Genomic DNA, 18385 nt, shown 5'->3' with positions numbered 1-18385 from the left:
GTCTGACACCCTGCTTTCGCGAGCAAGCCCGCTCCCACAAGGCCCTGTTTTAACTCAAGTCCAAGAGAAAACAATGACCGTTGAATTTCGTCCGGCCACGCGCGCGGATGCGCGTGAGATTGCCCGTCTGTTCCAGATTTCATCCGAAGGCGCTTCAGATTACATCTGGAGCCAGTTGGCCGAGCCCGGCCAGGACTTGTTGGACGTCGGCGCCCAGCGTTACGCCCGTGACGATGTGGATTTTTCCTGGCAGAACTGCCTGATCGCCGAAGCGGGCGGACAGGTCATCGGCATGCTTCACAGCTATGTCATGCGTCACGATCCATTGGCAGCGCCGGTGACCGATCCGGTGTTGGCGCCCTACGCGACGATGGAAATCCCCGACACACTTTATATCTCCAGCCTGGCCCTGCATGAAGGCTGGCGCAACCAGGGGCTGGGCCGGCAGTTCCTCGCCTACGCCTACGACCGCGCCAACCAGCTCGGCCTCAATGGCCTGAGCCTGATCGATTACGCCGCCAACGCCGGTGCCCGCCGCTTCTATGAGCGCCATGGCTTCCGTATCGTCGACACCTGCCAGATCACCCCGCACCCGATGATTCGGGTCACCGGCGAAGCCTTCCTCATGTACCGGCCCTAGCGCCACCCCCTGTAGGAGCGAGCTCGCTCGCGATGGACGTCAACGATAACGCGGGCAGCCTGAACAACCGCATTGTCAGGGCGTTTTTTCGCGGGCAAGCCACGCTCCCACAGGGTCTTGCACCAGTCATTCACCCAGACCAACGTTGAGCTACATTTCCACTGTGCGCTGGTCAGGGTGCAGCACGCTGCAAGGGAGCTTTCGCAGGTTCAGCGCTTGTTCATAAAACCTGGTTTTTATGAGTGGGTCGGCCATGAAGCCTCTAACGCTTTGCCTGCTGCTGGTGATATCGACGGGATCAACCGCCGGCAATCAACTGCATTCGGCCGATCAGGACTTCCATCAATGGCTGGCCTCGGAGCCGGGGCAAAGGGCGTCTGTGGCGCACATGCGCGAGCGCTGCGACCGCGAGCTCCAGGACGACAAAAACCTCGACTGTTCCGTATCGGTCATCGCCCGGATGTTCGAGCTCAAGGTCGCCAACCAACTGCCGGATTACTACCAGGCGATCAAGCGCCGGCATGCCCGGGCCATCGAAGCCGATCCCGAGCTGACAGGGCTGTTCTCGATGTTCGGTGATCAGTCCCTGGCCACCCTGCGGGCGACGGGTGATTTCACCGTGAAAAGAACCCGGCAGCGCGAAGTGCTGAAGCTTTATCCGTACGCCAGCGACGGGTTCATTGCCGACGAAGTGCTGCCTTTTATCGATGTCCGTGCGGCCAACGGGCATTCGGCGCGTTTTGTCCTCGACACCGGCGCCCCGCAAACCCGGGTCAACTACGACACCGCCCGACTGATGGGCATCAAGCTGTTGAGCGACTCCCATTACGCCTACAGCACGTTTTACGGCGAAACTGAGCTGTCAGCCAGGCTTGGAGTGATCGACGCCTTGAACGTCGGCACAAGCCAATTGCGCAACGTGCTGGTATTCGTCAGCGACCGTGACAACCTGCTCGGACTCGACCTGATCAGCAAGTTGGGTCCACTGAAAATCACCCGCAAGGCCCTGGAGCTCAACCCGGCGCGCTCCGCTCGCTGCGATTCGCCGATTGTCTATACCCGCACCGACCTGAACCAGCGCCTGACCATCGACGCCAGCCTGGATAACCGCACCACCCAGGCGATCATCGACACCGGCAACGTCGATTACCTGACCTCGGCGCTGCCGGGTGAGCAGGTCAATGTCGTGCAGGCGCAGCCCCCTGGCAATTCACCGCCGGGCAACGCTGACAGGCTCCGCTACCAGAGCTTCAAGGGCGTACTGAGCCTGCCGGGCCATCGTCTGCCGATCACCTACCGCTACTACCCAGGCTTCACCATCCCGCCGTCGAAGGTGCTGGGGCGTTACGTGCCCTCTGTTCTGCTGGGGTGGCGTGCCTTCCATGACTTTGAGCTCGACCTGGATATCGAAGCGGGTCGGTCGTGTTTCAACAAGGTTTGAACGCAATCGGTACCTTTACCCACAATCCCTGTTAGCGCTTCTGTGGATAACGTGTTCGCCCCTTGCCGGGGCCGTTGAAAACCGTGGCCTGTAGCCCTTCGCTCAAAAAACAATCAGCCTAAGCGACGGTTTTTCATGGGTTTTTCCAGCGTATAAGCCTGGGACTTGCCCCCAATCTCTGTTGGCGCTTCTGTGGATAAGATGTTTGCTTACCGCTACAGGCGACGTAGATAAAGGGTTTCGTGAGTTTGGTTAAAAAACGAGCAATTCGGGTTTTTGCAGCGTTATTCCCCGGGTAAAGCCTTGGATTTGGCGGCTTTCAGCGGTTTTCCACAGATGCTTGAAAGTTGCCCCCAATTGCTGTTGGCGCTTCTGTGGATAAGGTGTTTGCCATCCTCTACAGGCCCCGTTTAACGGGGCTTTCATAGGTTTGATCATTAAATGATCAGACGCTGATGAAAACCTGCTTCAGGAATAAGTCACGGATTTTCTTCAGTTTCTGTGGAGAAAGTTTAGCGATTTTCCACAGTTGTCCCCATTTGCTGTGGGTGGAGGTGTGGATAACTTGTTCGCGGAAGGCTGGGAGCGGCGCAGGGTATAGCGCTGAACGCAATAGATCATATTTCGTACAGTTCTGAGGGGGGCATGACGGTAATGGTTGTGACGCAGGACGCTTTCGCGAGCAAGCCCGCTCCCACGGCAGATGCGTGAACGACACGGATCCAATGTGGGAGCGGGCTTGCTCGCGAAGCCTTTGACCTTAACCTTGGACAGGAACGCCCTTGAGGTACGGCGCAGGCTCGGCCCCGAGGTTGTTCAGCAGACGCTCGCTGTACCAATCCACGAAGTTCACCACGCCGAACTCGTAGGTCTTGGAGTACGGGCCTGGCTGGTAGGCGGTGGAGTTGATCCCACGCTGGTTCTCTTCGGCCAGGCGACGGTCCTGGTCGTTGGTGGCATCCCAGACCTGGCGCATGCGCTCCACGTCGTAGTCCACGCCTTCGACGGCGTCCTTGTGCACGATCCACTTGGTGGTGACCATGGTTTCCTGAGCGCTGATCGGCCACACGGTGAACACGATGATGTGGTCGCCCATGCAGTGGTTCCACGAATGCGGCAGGTGCAGGATGCGCATCGAGCCCAGGTCCGGGTTCTTGATGCGGCCCATGAGTTTGGCGCAGCCCTGTTTACCGTCCATGGTCATCGACACGGTGCCCTTGAGCAGCGGCATGCGCACGATGCGGTTGCGCAGGCCGAAGCTGGCGTGGGCGTACGGGATCTTCTCGGCTTCCCAGGCAGCGGCGGAGGCGGCGACGTGGTCCTTGAACGCCTGGTCGGCGCGGGGGTCGGTGACGTCGTCCCATTCCAGCAGGGTCTTGAGCAGTTCCGGGTGCGACGCGTTGCAGTGGTAGCACTCGCGGTTGTTTTCCAGCACCAGTTTCCAGTTGGCTTTTTCCATCAAGGTGGTTTGCACCGCCACCTTGGTGTTCTCCATGTCGTACGGTTCCATGTAGTGGTTGAGCGTCGACAGGAAGTCATCGATGGCCGGCGGGTTTTCCGCCAGGCTGATGAAGATGTAGCCGCCGGCGGTCTTTACGTTCACAGGCTTGAGGCCGTACTGCTTCATGTCGAAGTCGGCGCCCATTTCGGTGCCGGCGAACAGCAGGCGACCATCGAGTTCGTAGGTCCACTGGTGGTAGTGGCAAACCAGCTTGGCGACCTTGCCCTTGTCGCTGGTGCACAGGCGCGAGCCGCGGTGGCGGCAGACGTTGTGGAACGCGTGGACCACACCTTCGGCGCCACGGATCACGATGATCGGGTTCTTGCCCACTTGCAGCGTCAGGTAGTTGCCCTTGGCCGGGATCTCGCAGGTCATGCCGGCAATCAGCCACTCCTTCTGGAAAATCTCCTGCATGTCGATATCAAACAGGCGCTCATCAGAGTAGAACGGCTGCGGCAGCGAGAACGTGCGCTCGCGCTCCTGCAGCATCTGGGCGGTGGCCTTGCGTGCGGGTTCCAGCGGATCGCCCAGGCTCAGGGTAGTGGTGACGTCCATCGTTTAATCCTCAAGGCCATCTGCGTGGCCGGCGAAAGTGGCTGATCAGGTGTGCTGCTAACGGTTGCTACGCAAGGTGTAAAGATCGTGTCTTGGTATGGGGCGAGTGTGGGGCCGGCGCTGGCCAGAACCTTATCCATGGGCGACATGGTGCAATCTGTTCCCGACGCGCAAGGGCCGGTCGTTGGGGGCTGGTCGCGATAAGCATGTCAATGTCGCAGATAGGTAAATGGGTGATCTGCGCTATACGCAGAATCGCCAACATGAAGGCCGACAGTCGGCCGTGGAGATCAGCATGTCCAACAACTTCCTGAACCCGGTAACCACCCAGACCTGGGCCAATGGTCGGCATATCGTCCGTTGCGTCAAAGTCATCCAGGAAACCTGGGATGTGCGCACTTTCTGCTTCATGGCGGACCAGCCGATCATGTTCTTCTTCAAGCCGGGGCAGTTCGTCACCCTGGAGTTGGAGATCGAAGGGCAGCCGATCATGCGCTCGTACACCATTTCCAGCTCGCCGTCGGTACCCTACAGCTTCTCCGTGACCATCAAGCGTGTGCCGGGCGGCAAGGTGTCCAACTGGCTGCACGACACCCTGCACGAAGGCCAGGAGCTGGCGGTGCACGGGCCGGTCGGGCTGTTCAACGCCATGGATTTCCCGAGCCCTAAAGTGCTGTACCTGAGCGGCGGCGTGGGGATCACACCGTGCATGTCCATGGCCCGCTGGTTCTACGACACCAACGGCAATGTCGACATGACGTTTGTCCACAGTGCCCGTTCGCCCAAAGACATCATCTATCACCGCGAGCTGGAGCACATGGCGTCGCGGATCGACAACTTCAGCCTGCACCTGATCTGCGAGAAGCATGGTTTGGGCGAGCCTTGGGCCGGTTATCGTGGCTACCTCAATCACAAGATGCTCGAATTGATGGTGCCGGACTTCCTCGAACGCGAAGTGTTCTGCTGCGGGCCGACGCCCTACATGACGGCGGTCAAGCGTTTGCTGGAAAACGCCGGCTACGACATGAAGCGCTATCACGAGGAGTCTTTCGGTGCGACGCCACCGGAAGCGCGCGCCGATGCCGTGGAACATGCCGAGCAGGCGGCTGAAGCGGCGGATCTGGATGTGGCGGACCTGCATCAGGTGGAATTCACCGCGTCCGGCAAGAGCATTCGCGTGGCGCCTGGCGAAACCGTGCATGCTGCGGCGGCCAAGGCGGGTCTGCTGATCCCCAAGGCCTGCGGCATGGGCATCTGCGGCACCTGCAAGGTGTTGAAGCTGGGCGGCGAAGTGGAGATGGAGCACAACGGCGGGATCACCGAAGAAGACGAGGCCGAAGGGTACATCCTGTCGTGCTGCAGCGTGCCGAAGGGCGATGTTCGTATCGAGTTCTGATACACACCTTGATCCCTGTGGGAGTGGGCTTGCTCGCGAAGGCGGTCATTGATTCAACATTGAGGTCGACTGACACAGCGCATTCGCGAGCAAGCTCGCTCCCACAGGTTTTGCGTTTGTTCAGTCGATGAACAGGTCGGGCATTAGCGTGTCGTCGCTATCGGTGTTGAACCGATAGTGATTGAATTCGGTGATGCCGCTTTCCCATAGTACTTGCTCGTCGATCAGCAACCACCCGGTCACGCTGCGGTTGGCACTGCTCAGAATCACGTGCGCTGCAGTGGCAATCATCGTCTGCGGCCACAGCGATTTGACGCTGATCCCATAATTCTTGAATTCCTCGCTCATCCCCAGCGTCAGCATGCTCATGCCGGGTTTTGCCTTGCAATGACATGCGTGCGCTCCTGATTGTCGTTATCCGAGCAGTCAATGTAGACGATGTCTTTGCGCGCCTTGAGTCATTGTGGCGAGGGAGCTTGCTCCCGCCGGGCTACGAAGCAGGCCCAGAAAAGAAAACGCGGTCTGTCAGGCAGACCGCGTTGGCAGGTGTTGCGACGGCTGCGCCGCCGAGCGGGAGCAAGCTCCCTCGCCACGGGGAGGCGTCTCAGGCGGCCATGACTTCACGGATATCGCGGGCCAGTTCGCGCACGCGTTCTTCTTCGGTGTCCCACGAGCACATGAAGCGGGCGCCGCCGTTGCCGATGAAGGTGTAGAAGCGCCAGCCCCTGGCGGTCAAGGCGGCGATGGCCGGTTCCGACAGTTGCAGGAACACGCCGTTGGCCTGCACCGGGAACATCAGTTCCACGCCCGGAATGTCGCTGACCAGTTCAGCGAGCAGTTGCGCGCAGCGGTTGGCGTGGTGGGCATATTTGAGCCAGGCGTCGTTTTCCAGGATGCCGACCCATGGCGCGGACAGGAAACGCATCTTTGAAGCAAGTTGGCCGGCCTGTTTGCAGCGGTAATCGAAGTCTTCCGCCAGTTTGTGGTTGAAGAACAGGATTGCCTCGCCCACGGCCATGCCGTTTTTCGTGCCGCCGAAGCACAGCACATCGACGCCTGCCTTCCAGGTCAGGTCGGCTGGCGAGCAGCCGAGAAAGGCGCAGGCGTTGGAGAAACGTGCGCCGTCCATGTGCAGGTTCAGGCCGAGCTCTTTGCAGGTGGCGCTGATGGCGCGGATTTCGTCGGGGGTGTAGACGCTGCCGACTTCGGTGGCCTGGGTCAGGGTGACTACGCGGGGTTTGGGGTAGTGGATGTCCTGGCGCTTGAGGGCGACTTCGCGGATCGAGTCGGGCGTCAGTTTGCCGTTTTCAGTGCGGGCGATCAGCAGTTTGGAGCCGTTGGAGAAAAATTCCGGGGCGCCGCATTCATCGGTTTCGACGTGGGCGGTTTCCGAGCAGATCACGCTGTGGTAACTCTGGCACAGCGACGACAGGGCCAGGGAATTGGCGGCGGTGCCGTTGAAGGCGAAGAACACTTCGCAGTCGGTTTCGAACAGTTTGCGGAAATCATCGGACGCGCGGGCGGTCCACTCGTCGTCGCCGTAAGCGCGCTGGTGGCCATGGTTGGCCTGTTCCATGGCAGCCCAGGCTTCAGGGCAGATGCCGGAATAGTTGTCGCTGGCGAATTGTTGGCTCTTGTCGGTCATGGCCTGCTTCCGTGGTCGAGTCGCTTATGGTGAAGCGCCTCGTGGTCAAATGAGGGCGCGCACTCTACCGAAGATCGTCCGGGGAGCGCACGGGATGTCGCTGTCAGAAATTTACATGGATGCCGCTCAATTATGCACGTGACTCTCCCGTTGACCCAGCGTGACCGTGCACTGGATCTGCTCAAGTGGCTGGCGCTGTTGTGCATGGTCCTCGATCACCTGCGCTATGTCGGTTTCTCCGCCGATGGGTTGTACGTACCGGGGCGTCTGGCGTTTCCGTGGTTTTGCCTGGCGATGGCGGCCAATCTGGCACGGAGTCCGCTGGCCAGCGGCGGGCAGTGGCGCTATCTGGGCTGGTTGCTGCTGTTCAGTGCCGTGAGTGAAATTCCCTATCGGTTGTACATTCCTGATCCCGATACGCTGAATGTGATGCCTACCCTGGCGTTGGGGCTGCTGGTGGCGCGTGGGTGGCGGGACCGACATCTGCCGGCGCGTCTGTTGGCGGTCGGCGCCCTTGCGCTGGCGGCGGTGTTTGCGCCGCGGTTGATGTTCGGTTTCTTCGGCGTGCTGTTGCCCCTGGCGATGCTGCTGGTGATCCGGCACCCCTGGTATTACGCCCTGCTGCCGGGGCTGGTGTGCCTGGCGGCCAATCAATGGCAGGTGCTGTATTACGCCATTCGACTGGGCAACGTCGTGGCGATGGCAGCCGTCGCCACTTGTCTGATTGCGCCATGGCTGGGACTGTTCCTGTTGCGACATGCCCGCGGCGTAAAAGCACCGCCGATGCGGCGGTGGGCGTATGCGCTGTATCCCCTGCATTTCCTGCTGTTGTCAGCTGTCCGCCAGATCGCCGCCTAACCCTGTGGGAGCGGGCTTGCTCGCGAAGGCGGCGTATCTGTGGACATCCCTGTATCTGACACACCGCCTTCGCGAGCGAGCCCGCTCCCACAGGGGTTTGCCGCTGATTGAAGGATTGGGCCCGACCCGCCATTTCCCGCCATGTCGTAAACGCACCTTTGCGTGGCGCCCATAGGCATTTGACCTGTCTGCGCCGGTCATACCATCGCTATCAAAGGGCACTGCCGTCATGCCAGTGCCTTACCGAGACGAATGGCGCACAGATGCCGCTGGGAGAGACGCGATGTTCAGCAAGCAAGACCAGATCCAGGGTTACGACGATGCACTGCTGGCGGCGATGAATGCCGAGGAGCAACGTCAGGAAGATCACATCGAGCTGATCGCGTCGGAGAACTACACCAGCAAGCGCGTGATGCAAGCGCAAGGCAGCGGCCTGACCAACAAGTACGCCGAAGGCTATCCGGGCAAGCGCTACTACGGTGGCTGCGAGCACGTGGACAAGGTTGAAGCCCTGGCCATCGAACGCGCCAAGCAGCTGTTCGGCGCCGATTACGCCAACGTCCAGCCACACTCCGGTTCCTCGGCCAACAGCGCCGTGTACCTGGCCCTGTTGAACGCCGGCGACACCATCTTGGGCATGAGCCTGGCCCACGGCGGTCACCTGACCCACGGCGCCAAGGTGTCGTCCTCGGGCAAGCTGTACAACGCCGTGCAGTACGGCATCGATACCAAGACCGGCCTGATCGATTACGACGAGGTCGAGCGCCTGGCGGTCGAGTGCAAGCCGAAGATGATCGTCGCCGGCTTCTCTGCCTACTCCAAGACCCTGGACTTCCCACGCTTCCGCCAGATCGCCGACAAGGTCGGTGCCCTGCTGTTCGTCGACATGGCCCACGTGGCCGGTCTGGTCGCTGCCGGCCTGTACCCGAACCCGCTGCCGTACGCCGACGTGGTCACCACCACCACCCACAAGACCTTGCGCGGTCCGCGTGGCGGCCTGATCCTGGCCAAGTCCAACGAAGAAATCGAGAAGAAGCTCAACGCCGCGGTATTCCCCGGTGCCCAGGGCGGCCCACTGATGCACGTGATCGCCGGTAAGGCGGTGTGCTTCAAAGAGGCACTGGAGCCTGGCTTCAAGGCTTACCAGCAGCAAGTGATCGAAAACGCCCAGGCCATGGCCGGCGTGTTCATCAAACGCGGCTACGATGTAGTGTCCGGCGGCACCGACAACCACCTGTTCCTGGTCAGCCTGATCCGTCAGGGCCTGACCGGCAAAGAGGCGGACGCCGCCCTGGGCCGCGCCCACATCACCGTGAACAAGAACGCCGTGCCGAACGATCCACAGTCGCCGTTCGTGACTTCGGGCCTGCGCATCGGCACCCCGGCGGTGACCACCCGCGGCTTCAAGGTTGCCCAGTGCGTCACGCTGGCCGGCTGGATCTGCGACATCCTCGACAACCTCGGCGATGCCGATGTCGAGGCCAATGTCGCCCAGCAAGTCTCGGCCCTGTGCGCAGACTTCCCGGTTTATCGCTGAGTGCGGTTTTGGAGTAAATGACTATGCAACGCTACTCGGGCTTCGGCCTCTTCAAACACTCCCTCAGTCACCATGAAAACTGGCAGCGGATGTGGCGCACACCGACGCCGAAAAAGGTGTACGACGTGGTCATCGTCGGCGGTGGCGGGCACGGTCTCGCCACGGCCTACTACCTGGCCAAGGAGCACGGCATCACCAACGTGGCCGTGGTCGAGAAGGGTTGGCTGGGCGGCGGTAACACCGCGCGCAACACCACCATCGTTCGCTCCAACTACCTGTGGGACGAATCGGCGCACCTGTACGAACACGCGATGAAACTGTGGGAAGGCCTGTCCCAGGACCTCAACTACAACGTGATGTTCTCCCAGCGCGGTGTCTACAACCTGTGCCACACCCTGCAGGACATTCGTGATTCCGAGCGTCGGGTCAGCGCCAACCGCCTCAACGGCGTGGACGGCGAGCTGCTCGATGCCAAGCAAGTGGCAGACGAGATTCCGTACCTGGACTGCTCGAAAAACACCCGTTACCCGGTGATGGGCGCCACCGTCCAGCGTCGCGGCGGCGTGGCCCGTCACGATGCCGTGGCCTGGGGCTTTGCCCGTGCCGCCGATGCCCTGGGCGTGGACCTGATCCAGCAGACCGAAGTCATCGGTTTCCGCAAGGAAAACGGCGTGTGCATCGGTGTCGAAACCAACAAGGGCTTCATCGGCGCCAAGCGCGTCGGTGTGGTCACCGCCGGTAACTCCGGGCACATGGCCAAACTCGCCGGTTTCCGTCTGCCGATCGAATCCCACCCGCTGCAAGCGCTGGTGTCCGAGCCGATCAAACCGATCATCGACAGCGTGATCATGTCCAACGCCGTGCACGGTTACATCAGCCAGTCCGACAAGGGCGACCTGGTGATCGGCGCCGGTATCGACGGCTACAACGGCTACGGCCAGCGGGGTTCGTACCCGGTGATCGAGCACACCATCCAGGCCATCGTCGAGATGTTCCCGGTGTTGTCCCGCGTACGCATGAACCGCCAGTGGGGCGGCATCGTCGACACCACGCCGGACGCCTGCCCGATCATTTCGAAAACCCCGGTCCCGAACATGTTCTTCAACTGCGGTTGGGGCACCGGCGGCTTCAAGGCCACACCTGGCTCGGGCAACGTCTTTGCCGCGAGCCTGGCCAAGGGTGAAATGCACCCGTTGGCCGCACCTTTCTCCATCGACCGTTTCCACAACGGTGCGTTGATCGATGAACACGGCGCTGCTGCGGTTGCCCACTAACAGGAGAAATCCCCATGTTGCATATCTTCTGTCCTCACTGTGGCGAACTGCGCTCCGAAGAGGAATTCCATGCATCCGGCCAGGCGCACATCCCGCGCCCACTGGATCCCAATGCCTGCACCGACGAGGAGTGGGGCGACTACATGTTCTTCCGCGATAACCCTCGTGGTCTGCACCATGAACTGTGGATTCACGCCGCCGGCTGCCGTCAGTACTTCAACGCCACCCGCGACACCGTGACCTACGAGATTCTCGAGACCTACAAGATCGGCACCAAGCCACAATTCACCGACAAGACCGATAGCCCGAAAGCGGCCGCCACGGCTCTGGGAGAGAAGGTATGAGCCAGATCAATCGCCTGTCCAACGGCGGACGGATCGACCGCAACAAAGTGCTGAGCTTCACCTTCAACGGCCAGAGCTACAAAGGCTTTGAAGGCGACTCCCTGGCCGCTGCACTGCTGGCCAACGGCGTCGACATCATTGGCCGCAGCTTCAAGTACTCCCGCCCGCGCGGCATCTTCGCCGCCGGTGCCGAAGAGCCGAACGCGGTGCTGCAGATCGGTGCCACCGAAGCCACGCAGATCCCCAACGTGCGCGCCACGCAACAGGCGCTGTACCAGGGCCTGGTCGCCACCAGCACCAACGGCTGGCCGAGCGTGAACAACGACATGATGGGGATTCTCGGCAAGGTCGGCGGCAAGCTGATGCCGCCGGGCTTCTACTACAAAACCTTCATGTACCCGCAATCGTTCTGGATGACCTACGAGAAGTACATCCGCAAGGCTGCCGGCCTTGGCCGCTCGCCGACCGAGAACGATCCGGACACCTACGACTACATGAACCAGCACTGCGACGTGCTGATCGTCGGCGCAGGCCCCGCTGGCCTGGCCGCTGCCCTCGCCGCTGCGCGCAGCGGTGCCCGGGTGATCCTCGCCGATGAGCAGGAAGAGTTCGGCGGCAGCCTGCTCGATTCCCGCGAAAGCCTCGACGGCAAGCCTGCCATTGAATGGGTCGCCAGCGTCATCGCCGAACTGAAGAACACCCCCGACGTGCTGCTGTTGCCGCGCGCCACGGTCAACGGTTACCACGACCACAACTTCCTGACCATTCACGAGCGCCTGACCGATCACCTCGGTGATCGCGCACCCATTGGCCAGGTGCGTCAACGCATCCACCGGGTTCGCGCCAAGCGCGTGGTCCTGGCGACCGGCGCTCACGAGCGTCCGCTGGTGTACGGCAACAACGACGTGCCGGGCAACATGCTCGCCGGCGCTGTGTCGACTTACGTTCGTCGTTATGGCGTGGCACCGGGCAAAAAGCTTGTGCTGAGCACCAACAACGACCATGCCTACCGCGTGGCGCTGGATTGGCTCGACGCCAGCCTGCAAGTGGTGGCCATCGCCGACGCCCGCAGCAACCCTCGCGGTGCGCTGGTGGAAGAAGCCCGCGCCAAAGGCATTCGCATCCTCACCGGCAGCGCCGTGATCGAGGCCCGTGGCAGCAAGCACGTGACCGCTGCCCGCGTGGCGGCGATCGATGTCAAAGGTCATAAAGTCACCAGCCCGGGCGAATGGCTGGAGTGCGATCTGGTTGCCAGCTCCGGCGGCTACAGCCCGGTGGTTCACCTGGCGTCGCACTTGGGTGGCAAGCCGATCTGGCGTGAAGACATCCTCGGTTTCGTACCGGGCGAAGCACCGCAGAAACGCGTGTGCGTCGGTGGCATCAATGGTGTCTATGGCTTGGGCGATTCCTTGGCCGATGGTTTTGAAGGCGGCGTGCGCGCGGCCAGCGAAGCCGGTTTCGGTCCGGTCGAAGCGACCTTGCCCAAAGCGCTGACGCGTCTGGAAGAGCCGACCCTGGCACTGTTCCAGGTGCCCCATGAAAAGAACACCGCACGTGCGCCCAAGCAATTCGTCGACCTGCAGAACGACGTCACCGCGGCGGCCATCGAACTGGCGACCCGCGAGGGCTTCGAGTCGGTCGAGCACGTCAAGCGCTACACCGCACTGGGCTTCGGTACTGACCAGGGCAAGCTCGGCAACGTCAACGGCCTGGCCATCGCCGCCCGTTCGCTGAACGTGACCATCCCGCAGATGGGCACCACCATGTTCCGCCCGAACTACACGCCGGTGACTTTCGGCGCCGTGGCCGGTCGTCACTGCGGGCATATCTTCGAGCCGGTGCGTTTCACCGCACTGCATCACTGGCACCTGAAAAACGGCGCCGAGTTCGAAGACGTCGGCCAGTGGAAACGTCCGTGGTACTTCCCCAAATCCGGTGAAGACATGCATGCGGCCGTCAAGCGCGAATGCAAGGCTGTGCGCGACAGCGTCGGCCTGCTGGACGCCTCGACCCTGGGCAAGATCGACATCCAGGGCCCGGATGCCCGCGAGTTCCTCAACCGCATCTACACCAACGCCTGGACCAAGCTCGACGTGGGCAAGGCCCGTTACGGCCTGATGTGCAAAGAAGACGGCATGGTGTTCGACGACGGTGTGACAGCCTGTCTGGCCGACAACCATTTCGTGATGACCACCACCACCGGCGGCGCTGCGCGCGTGCTGCAATGGCTGGAAATCTACCAGCAGACCGAATGGCCGGACCTGAAGGTGTACTTCACTTCCGTGACCGATCACTGGGCAACCATGACCCTGTCCGGGCCGAACAGCCGCAAGCTGCTCAGCGAAGTTACCGACATCGACCTGAGCAACGAAGCCTTCCCGTTCATGACCTGGAAAGAAGGCCTGGTGGGCGGTGTGCCGGCGCGGGTGTTCCGGATTTCGTTTACCGGTGAGCTGTCGTACGAAGTCAACGTGCAGGCCGACTATGCGATGGGCGTGCTGGAAAAAATCGTCGACGCCGGCAAGAAGTACAACCTGACCCCGTACGGCACCGAAACCATGCACGTGCTGCGGGCCGAGAAGGGCTTCATCATCGTCGGCCAGGACACCGACGGCTCGATGACCCCGGACGACCTGAACATGGGCTGGTGTGTCGGTCGCACCAAGCCGTTCTCGTGGATCGGCCAGCGCGGCATGAACCGTGAAGATTGCGTGCGGGATCAGCGCAAGCAACTGGTGGGGCTCAAGCCGATCGATCCGACCAAATGGCTGCCCGAAGGCGCGCAACTGGTGTTCAACACCAAGCAGGCGATCCCGATGACCATGGTCGGTCACGTGACCTCCAGCTACGCGCACAACTCCCTGGGCTATTCGTTTGCCATGGGTGTGGTCAAGGGCGGTCTCAAGCGCATGGGCGAACGCGTGTTCGCGCCATTGGCGGACGGCAGCGTGATCGAGGCGGAAATCGTTTCTTCGGTGTTCTTCGATCCGAAGGGTGATCGCCAGAACGTTTGATGGCCTCGAGATCTGTGGAGCTGGCAATCGCTGGCAGGCTAGCTCCCACAGGGAAACGCGGTCGAATGTGGGAGCTGGCCTGCTAGCGATGGCGGCAGTGCCGCCACCACAGGAACCAACAGAATTCAGGAAAGGTGCTTTATGACCGCAGCCAATGTGTACCAACAACGCCCAACCACCGGGGCCAAGGCCGAGTCGTCGCTGCATCATGCCGACCTCGCCAGCCTGGTGGGCAAGGGTCGCAAGAACGCCGGTGTGACCGTGCGCGAGAAAAAACTTCTGGGCCACCTGACCATCCGTGGCGATGGCCACGATGCTGCGTTCGCCGCGGGCGTGCACAAGGCCCTGGGCATCGAATTGCCCAGTGCCCTGACCGTCATCATCAAAGGTGAAACCAGCCTGCAATGGATGGGCCCGGACGAGTGGCTGCTGATCGTGCCGAGCGGCGAAGAATTCACCGCCGAGCAAAAGCTCCGTGAAGCGTTGGGCGACTTGCACATCCAGATCGTCAACGTCAGCGGCGGCCAGCAGATCCTCGAACTGAGCGGCCCGAACGTGCGCCAGGTGCTGATGAAATCCACCAGCTACGACGTGCACCCCAACAACTTCCCGGTGGGCAAGGCCGTCGGCACGGTGTTCGCCAAGTCGCAACTGGTGATCCGCCACACCGCCGAAGACACCTGGGAACTGCTGATCCGCCGCAGCTTCTCGGATTACTGGTGGTTGTGGTTGCAGGATGCGTCGGCCGAGTACGGGTTGAGTGTGCAGGCCTGACACGGTGTTGTGGTCATCACTGCTTTTGTGGCGAGGGAGCTTGCTCCCGCCGGGTTGCGCAGCAACCCCAAAATCAGCATCCGCATTCCTGCAGTAGATAGGCGGATTGAGGTTTTACGACTGCTGCGCAGCCGAGCGGGAGCAAGCTCCCTCGCCACAGGTAACACCTCAGTCTTTGCAGTCGCTTGAATTCAAGGAGTCACCGCACTATGAGCCGCGCCCCAGATACATGGATTTTGACCGCCGACTGCCCCAGCGTATTGGGCACGGTGGACGCGGTGACCCGCTTTCTGTTCGAGCAGGGCTGCTACGTCACCGAGCACCATTCGTTCGATGACCGGCTCTCGGGCCGTTTCTTCATTCGCGTGGAGTTCCGCCAGCCGGACGGCTTCGATGAACAGTCGTTCCGTGCCGGTTTGCAGGAGCGCGGTGAGTCCTTCGGCATGGTCTTCGAACTGACCCCGCCGCACTACCGGCCCAAAGTGGTGATCATGGTCTCCAAGGCCGATCACTGCCTCAACGACTTGCTCTACCGCCAGCGCATCGGCCAGTTGTCGATGGACGTGGCCGCCGTGGTCTCCAATCATCCGGACCTCAAGCCGCTGGCCGACTGGCACCAGATTCCGTACTACCATTTCCCCCTGGACCCGAACGACAAGCCGTCTCAGGAGCGCCAGGTGCTGCAGGTGATCGAGGAGGCCGGTGCGGAACTGGTGATCCTTGCGCGCTACATGCAGGTGCTGTCGCCGGAGCTGTGCCGCAAGCTCGATGGCAAGGCGATCAACATTCATCACTCCCTGCTGCCGGGTTTCAAGGGTGCCAAGCCCTATCACCAGGCCTACAACAAGGGCGTGAAACTGGTCGGCGCCACGGCGCATTACATCAACAACGACCTGGACGAGGGTCCGATCATTGCCCAGGGCGTCGAAGTGGTGGACCACAGTCACTACCCCGAGGACCTGATAGCCAAGGGGCGGGATATTGAAGGGCTGACGTTGGCCAGGGCGGTTGGGTATCACATTGAGAGAAGGGTGTTTCTCAACGCTAATCGTACGGTCGTTCTTTAGATCGCTTTCGCGAGCAAGCCCGCTCCCACAGGGTTTTGTGGTGTTCACAGACCCCGTGGTCAACCCCATCCATTGTGGGAGCGGGCTTGCTCGCGAAGAGGCCCTTACAGACAACACAGAACACACAGGCAACACCCAGAGCAATCAACGCGCCGCCGCTCCATGGGCGACGCGACCGCTACATAAAAACAACAGCGAGGTGAAAGCATGTCTGGCAATCGTGGTGTGGTGTATCTCGGCGCTGGCAAGGTCGAAGTACAGAAAATCGACTATCCGAAAATGCAGGACCCGCGTGGCAGGAAGATTGAGCACGGCGTCATCCTGAAAGTGGTTTCCACCAACATCTGTGGTTCCGACCAGCACATGGTGCGCGGTCGCACCACCGCGCAGACCGGTCTGGTGCTGGGCCATGAAATCACCGGTGAAGTGATCGAGAAGGGCAGCGACGTCGAGAACCTGAAAATCGGCGACCTGGTGTCCGTACCGTTCAACGTGGCTTGCGGGCGCTGCCGTTCCTGCAAGGAGCAACACACCGGCGTGTGCCTGACCGTCAACCCGGCCCGTGCCGGCGGTGCCTACGGTTACGTCGACATGGGCGATTGGACCGGTGGCCAGGCTGAATATGTGCTGGTGCCGTACGCCGACTTCAACCTGCTGAAACTGCCGGACCGCGACAAGGCCATGGAGAAAATCCGTGACCTGACCTGCCTCTCCGACATCCTGCCCACCGGTTACCACGGTGCCGTCACCGCGGGTGTCGGCCCAGGCAGCACGGTGTACATCGCCGGTGCCGGCCCGGTCGGCCTGGCCGCTGCCGCGTCCGCTCGCCTGTTGGGTGCTGCGGTGGTGATCATCGGCGACGTCAACACCATCCGCCTGGCCCACGCCAAGGCCCAGGGTTTTGAAGTGGTCGACCTGTCCAAGGACGCGCCGCTGCACGAACAGATCGCCGCACTGCTGGGCGAGCCGGAAGTGGACTGCGCAGTGGACTGCGTGGGCTTCGAAGCCCGCGGCCATGGCCATGACGGCGTGAAACACGAGGCCCCGGCCACCGTGCTCAACTCGCTGATGGGCGTGGTGCGTGTGGCTGGCAAGATCGGCATCCCTGGCCTCTATGTGACCGAGGATCCGGGTGCCGTGGATGCCGCCGCAAAAATGGGCAGCCTGAGCATCCGCTTCGGCCTGGGCTGGGCCAAATCCCACAGCTTCCACACTGGCCAGACCCCGGTGATGAAGTACAACCGCCAGTTGATGCAGGCGATCATGTGGGACCGCATCAACATCGCCGAAGTGGTGGGCGTGCAGGTCATCAGCCTGGATCAGGCGCCGGAAGGTTATGGCGAATTCGATGCGGGCGTGCCGAAGAAGTTTGTGATTGATCCGCATAAGTTGTTCAGTGCGGCGTAAGGGCATTTAGCGGTGAAGAAGGGCGACTTTATGTCGCCCTTTTTTTTCATTTTGGTTTGGCACTGCCAGAACCACGGATCGTTTGCATGACGAATGTCGGGTTTTGGAAGATTGACGGGTTGTTACTCACTTGTTCTTCTAAAAATACTTTATCAATCGTCGCGATGGCTTTCCGGAGAGGATCATCAGAACTCGTGTTTTTCAAGGGATCGTAACGGTTCAGTAACGTATTCAATGGAACGCTGAGTCCATTCGCAGGGCTGTCCGAAGATTCGGCTGCCTGATAAACCATCGGCTCTCTATATGGACGGGTTGTTGGAGTGGGCGAGTCTCGGTTGATGGTGGGTCTATCGGTTTTTTTGTACTGACCTGCCAACAGATTTTTTGAGGCGGGCGGCTTGTTTGTTTTCACGACTGTCGGCGAAGCTTTTTTAAACTTGATACGTTCAACAAATGAAGAAAGTGAATGGGTCAGGGAAGAAAGGAAAGCATGGCCAGTAGAATCGCTTCGGTTCCTGGGGTCGCCTTCGCAATAGGAATAAGCGTTCATCCCGCCTTCCCCAAACGGACTCCAACTGTCAGGGCTGGTAAATCGCATCAACACAGGATTGAAAGCCCGATACCCATTGCCCAGTAAATACCATCCCGTCAGCAGCTCGGACCGTGCGCCGTTGAAGCCGAGCAGGCTGAACAATCCGTTGCCCAGTGGTCGGTAACCATAAGGGGTGTAGGCGCAAAGGCGAGGCGTTGATGTGTCCATCACGCTCAGCACTGAACGCTGTTGGTCAGTGGCTAGCAGACGGACTGCTCGATTGGGCAGCATGGCGGTGCCTCCTGAATGAGTTCTTCGACCCAGGGATTCACTGTGGCGCAATCGGGCGGGGCTGCCTACTGGCAGATCTGATAGTGCGAAGGTTTCACGCAAACGAAAA

14 protein-coding genes and 1 pseudogene are annotated in these 18385 nt (G+C 61.0%); 11 read left to right on the top strand and 4 right to left on the bottom strand.

The genetic code is table 11. The features are described from left to right. Positions 1-73: 73 nt before the first annotated feature. The gene (locus B0W55_RS15870; RefSeq protein ID WP_077046884.1) at positions 74-640 is read left to right on the top strand and encodes a GNAT family N-acetyltransferase; all 567 of its coding nucleotides are present in this window, start codon (positions 74-76) and stop codon (positions 638-640) included. A gap of 253 nt (positions 641-893) precedes the next feature. Further along, on the top strand, positions 894-2081 hold the full coding sequence (locus tag B0W55_RS15865) for a retropepsin-like aspartic protease (protein ID WP_083743200.1): 1188 nt from the start codon (positions 894-896) through the stop codon (positions 2079-2081). A 760-nt stretch (positions 2082-2841) separates the two neighbouring features. Here B0W55_RS15865 and gbcA read toward each other — a convergent pair. Continuing rightward, positions 2842-4137, bottom strand: coding sequence for a glycine-betaine demethylase subunit GbcA (gbcA, locus tag B0W55_RS15860; protein WP_077046882.1), 1296 nt, complete (start codon positions 4135-4137; stop codon positions 2842-2844). A gap of 295 nt (positions 4138-4432) precedes the next feature. Here gbcA and gbcB point away from each other — a divergent pair, with 295 nt between their 5' ends. Further along, a complete protein-coding gene (gene gbcB / locus B0W55_RS15850) occupies positions 4433-5533 on the top strand; it encodes a glycine-betaine demethylase subunit GbcB (RefSeq protein WP_077046880.1) in 1101 nt (366 codons plus the stop codon). A 120-nt stretch (positions 5534-5653) separates the two neighbouring features. Here the strand turns inward: gbcB and B0W55_RS15845 are convergent. Both B0W55_RS15845 and B0W55_RS15840 read right to left on the bottom strand, forming a co-directional pair. Next, positions 5654-5911: pseudogene (locus B0W55_RS15845) on the bottom strand (short chain dehydrogenase); the annotation flags it as partial. 226 nt (positions 5912-6137) lie between these two features. Continuing rightward, on the bottom strand, positions 6138-7178 hold the full coding sequence (locus B0W55_RS15840) for a low specificity L-threonine aldolase (RefSeq protein ID WP_077046878.1): 1041 nt from the start codon (positions 7176-7178) through the stop codon (positions 6138-6140). A 132-nt stretch (positions 7179-7310) separates the two neighbouring features. Here B0W55_RS15840 and B0W55_RS15835 point away from each other — a divergent pair, with 132 nt between their 5' ends. The 8 genes from B0W55_RS15835 to fdhA all read left to right on the top strand — a co-directional run bounded on the left by B0W55_RS15835 (position 7311) and on the right by fdhA (position 17453). After that, complete coding sequence (locus tag B0W55_RS15835) at positions 7311-8036, top strand: TraX family protein (RefSeq protein ID WP_077046877.1); 726 nt, start codon at positions 7311-7313, stop codon at positions 8034-8036. Positions 8037-8319: 283 nt separating this feature from the next. Beyond that, positions 8320-9573, top strand: a complete 1254-nt coding sequence (gene glyA / locus B0W55_RS15830) for a serine hydroxymethyltransferase (protein ID WP_077046876.1) — start codon at positions 8320-8322, stop codon at positions 9571-9573. A 23-nt stretch (positions 9574-9596) separates the two neighbouring features. Beyond that, positions 9597-10847 (top strand): sarcosine oxidase subunit beta, encoded by a 1251-nt coding sequence (locus B0W55_RS15825; RefSeq protein WP_007980419.1) that lies wholly within the window; start codon positions 9597-9599, stop codon positions 10845-10847. Between the two features lie 14 nt (positions 10848-10861). After that, the gene (locus B0W55_RS15820) at positions 10862-11191 is read left to right on the top strand and encodes a sarcosine oxidase subunit delta (RefSeq protein ID WP_077046875.1); all 330 of its coding nucleotides are present in this window, start codon (positions 10862-10864) and stop codon (positions 11189-11191) included. After that, positions 11188-14205, top strand: a complete 3018-nt coding sequence (locus B0W55_RS15815) for a sarcosine oxidase subunit alpha (protein WP_077046874.1) — start codon at positions 11188-11190, stop codon at positions 14203-14205. The genes B0W55_RS15820 and B0W55_RS15815 overlap by 4 nt, the downstream gene beginning before the upstream one ends. 141 nt (positions 14206-14346) lie before the next feature. Further along, positions 14347-14979 (top strand): sarcosine oxidase subunit gamma, encoded by a 633-nt coding sequence (locus B0W55_RS15810; RefSeq protein ID WP_077046873.1) that lies wholly within the window; start codon positions 14347-14349, stop codon positions 14977-14979. 209 nt (positions 14980-15188) lie between these two features. Beyond that, positions 15189-16046, top strand: a complete 858-nt coding sequence (purU, locus tag B0W55_RS15805; RefSeq protein ID WP_077046872.1) for a formyltetrahydrofolate deformylase — start codon at positions 15189-15191, stop codon at positions 16044-16046. A gap of 207 nt (positions 16047-16253) precedes the next feature. Continuing rightward, on the top strand, positions 16254-17453 hold the full coding sequence (gene fdhA, locus B0W55_RS15800) for a formaldehyde dehydrogenase, glutathione-independent (protein WP_077046871.1): 1200 nt from the start codon (positions 16254-16256) through the stop codon (positions 17451-17453). 46 nt (positions 17454-17499) lie between these two features. Here the strand turns inward: fdhA and B0W55_RS31600 are convergent, their stop codons facing one another. Continuing rightward, complete coding sequence (locus B0W55_RS31600; RefSeq protein ID WP_371807274.1) at positions 17500-18276, bottom strand: RHS repeat-associated core domain-containing protein; 777 nt, start codon at positions 18274-18276, stop codon at positions 17500-17502. Positions 18277-18385 lie beyond the last annotated feature (109 nt).

It is taken from the genome of Pseudomonas sp. KK4 (assembly GCF_001984065.1).
Taxonomy (GTDB): domain Bacteria; phylum Pseudomonadota; class Gammaproteobacteria; order Pseudomonadales; family Pseudomonadaceae; genus Aquipseudomonas.
Note: the sequence above shows the minus strand (reverse complement) of the source record. Positions and strands in the feature narration are given on the sequence as shown.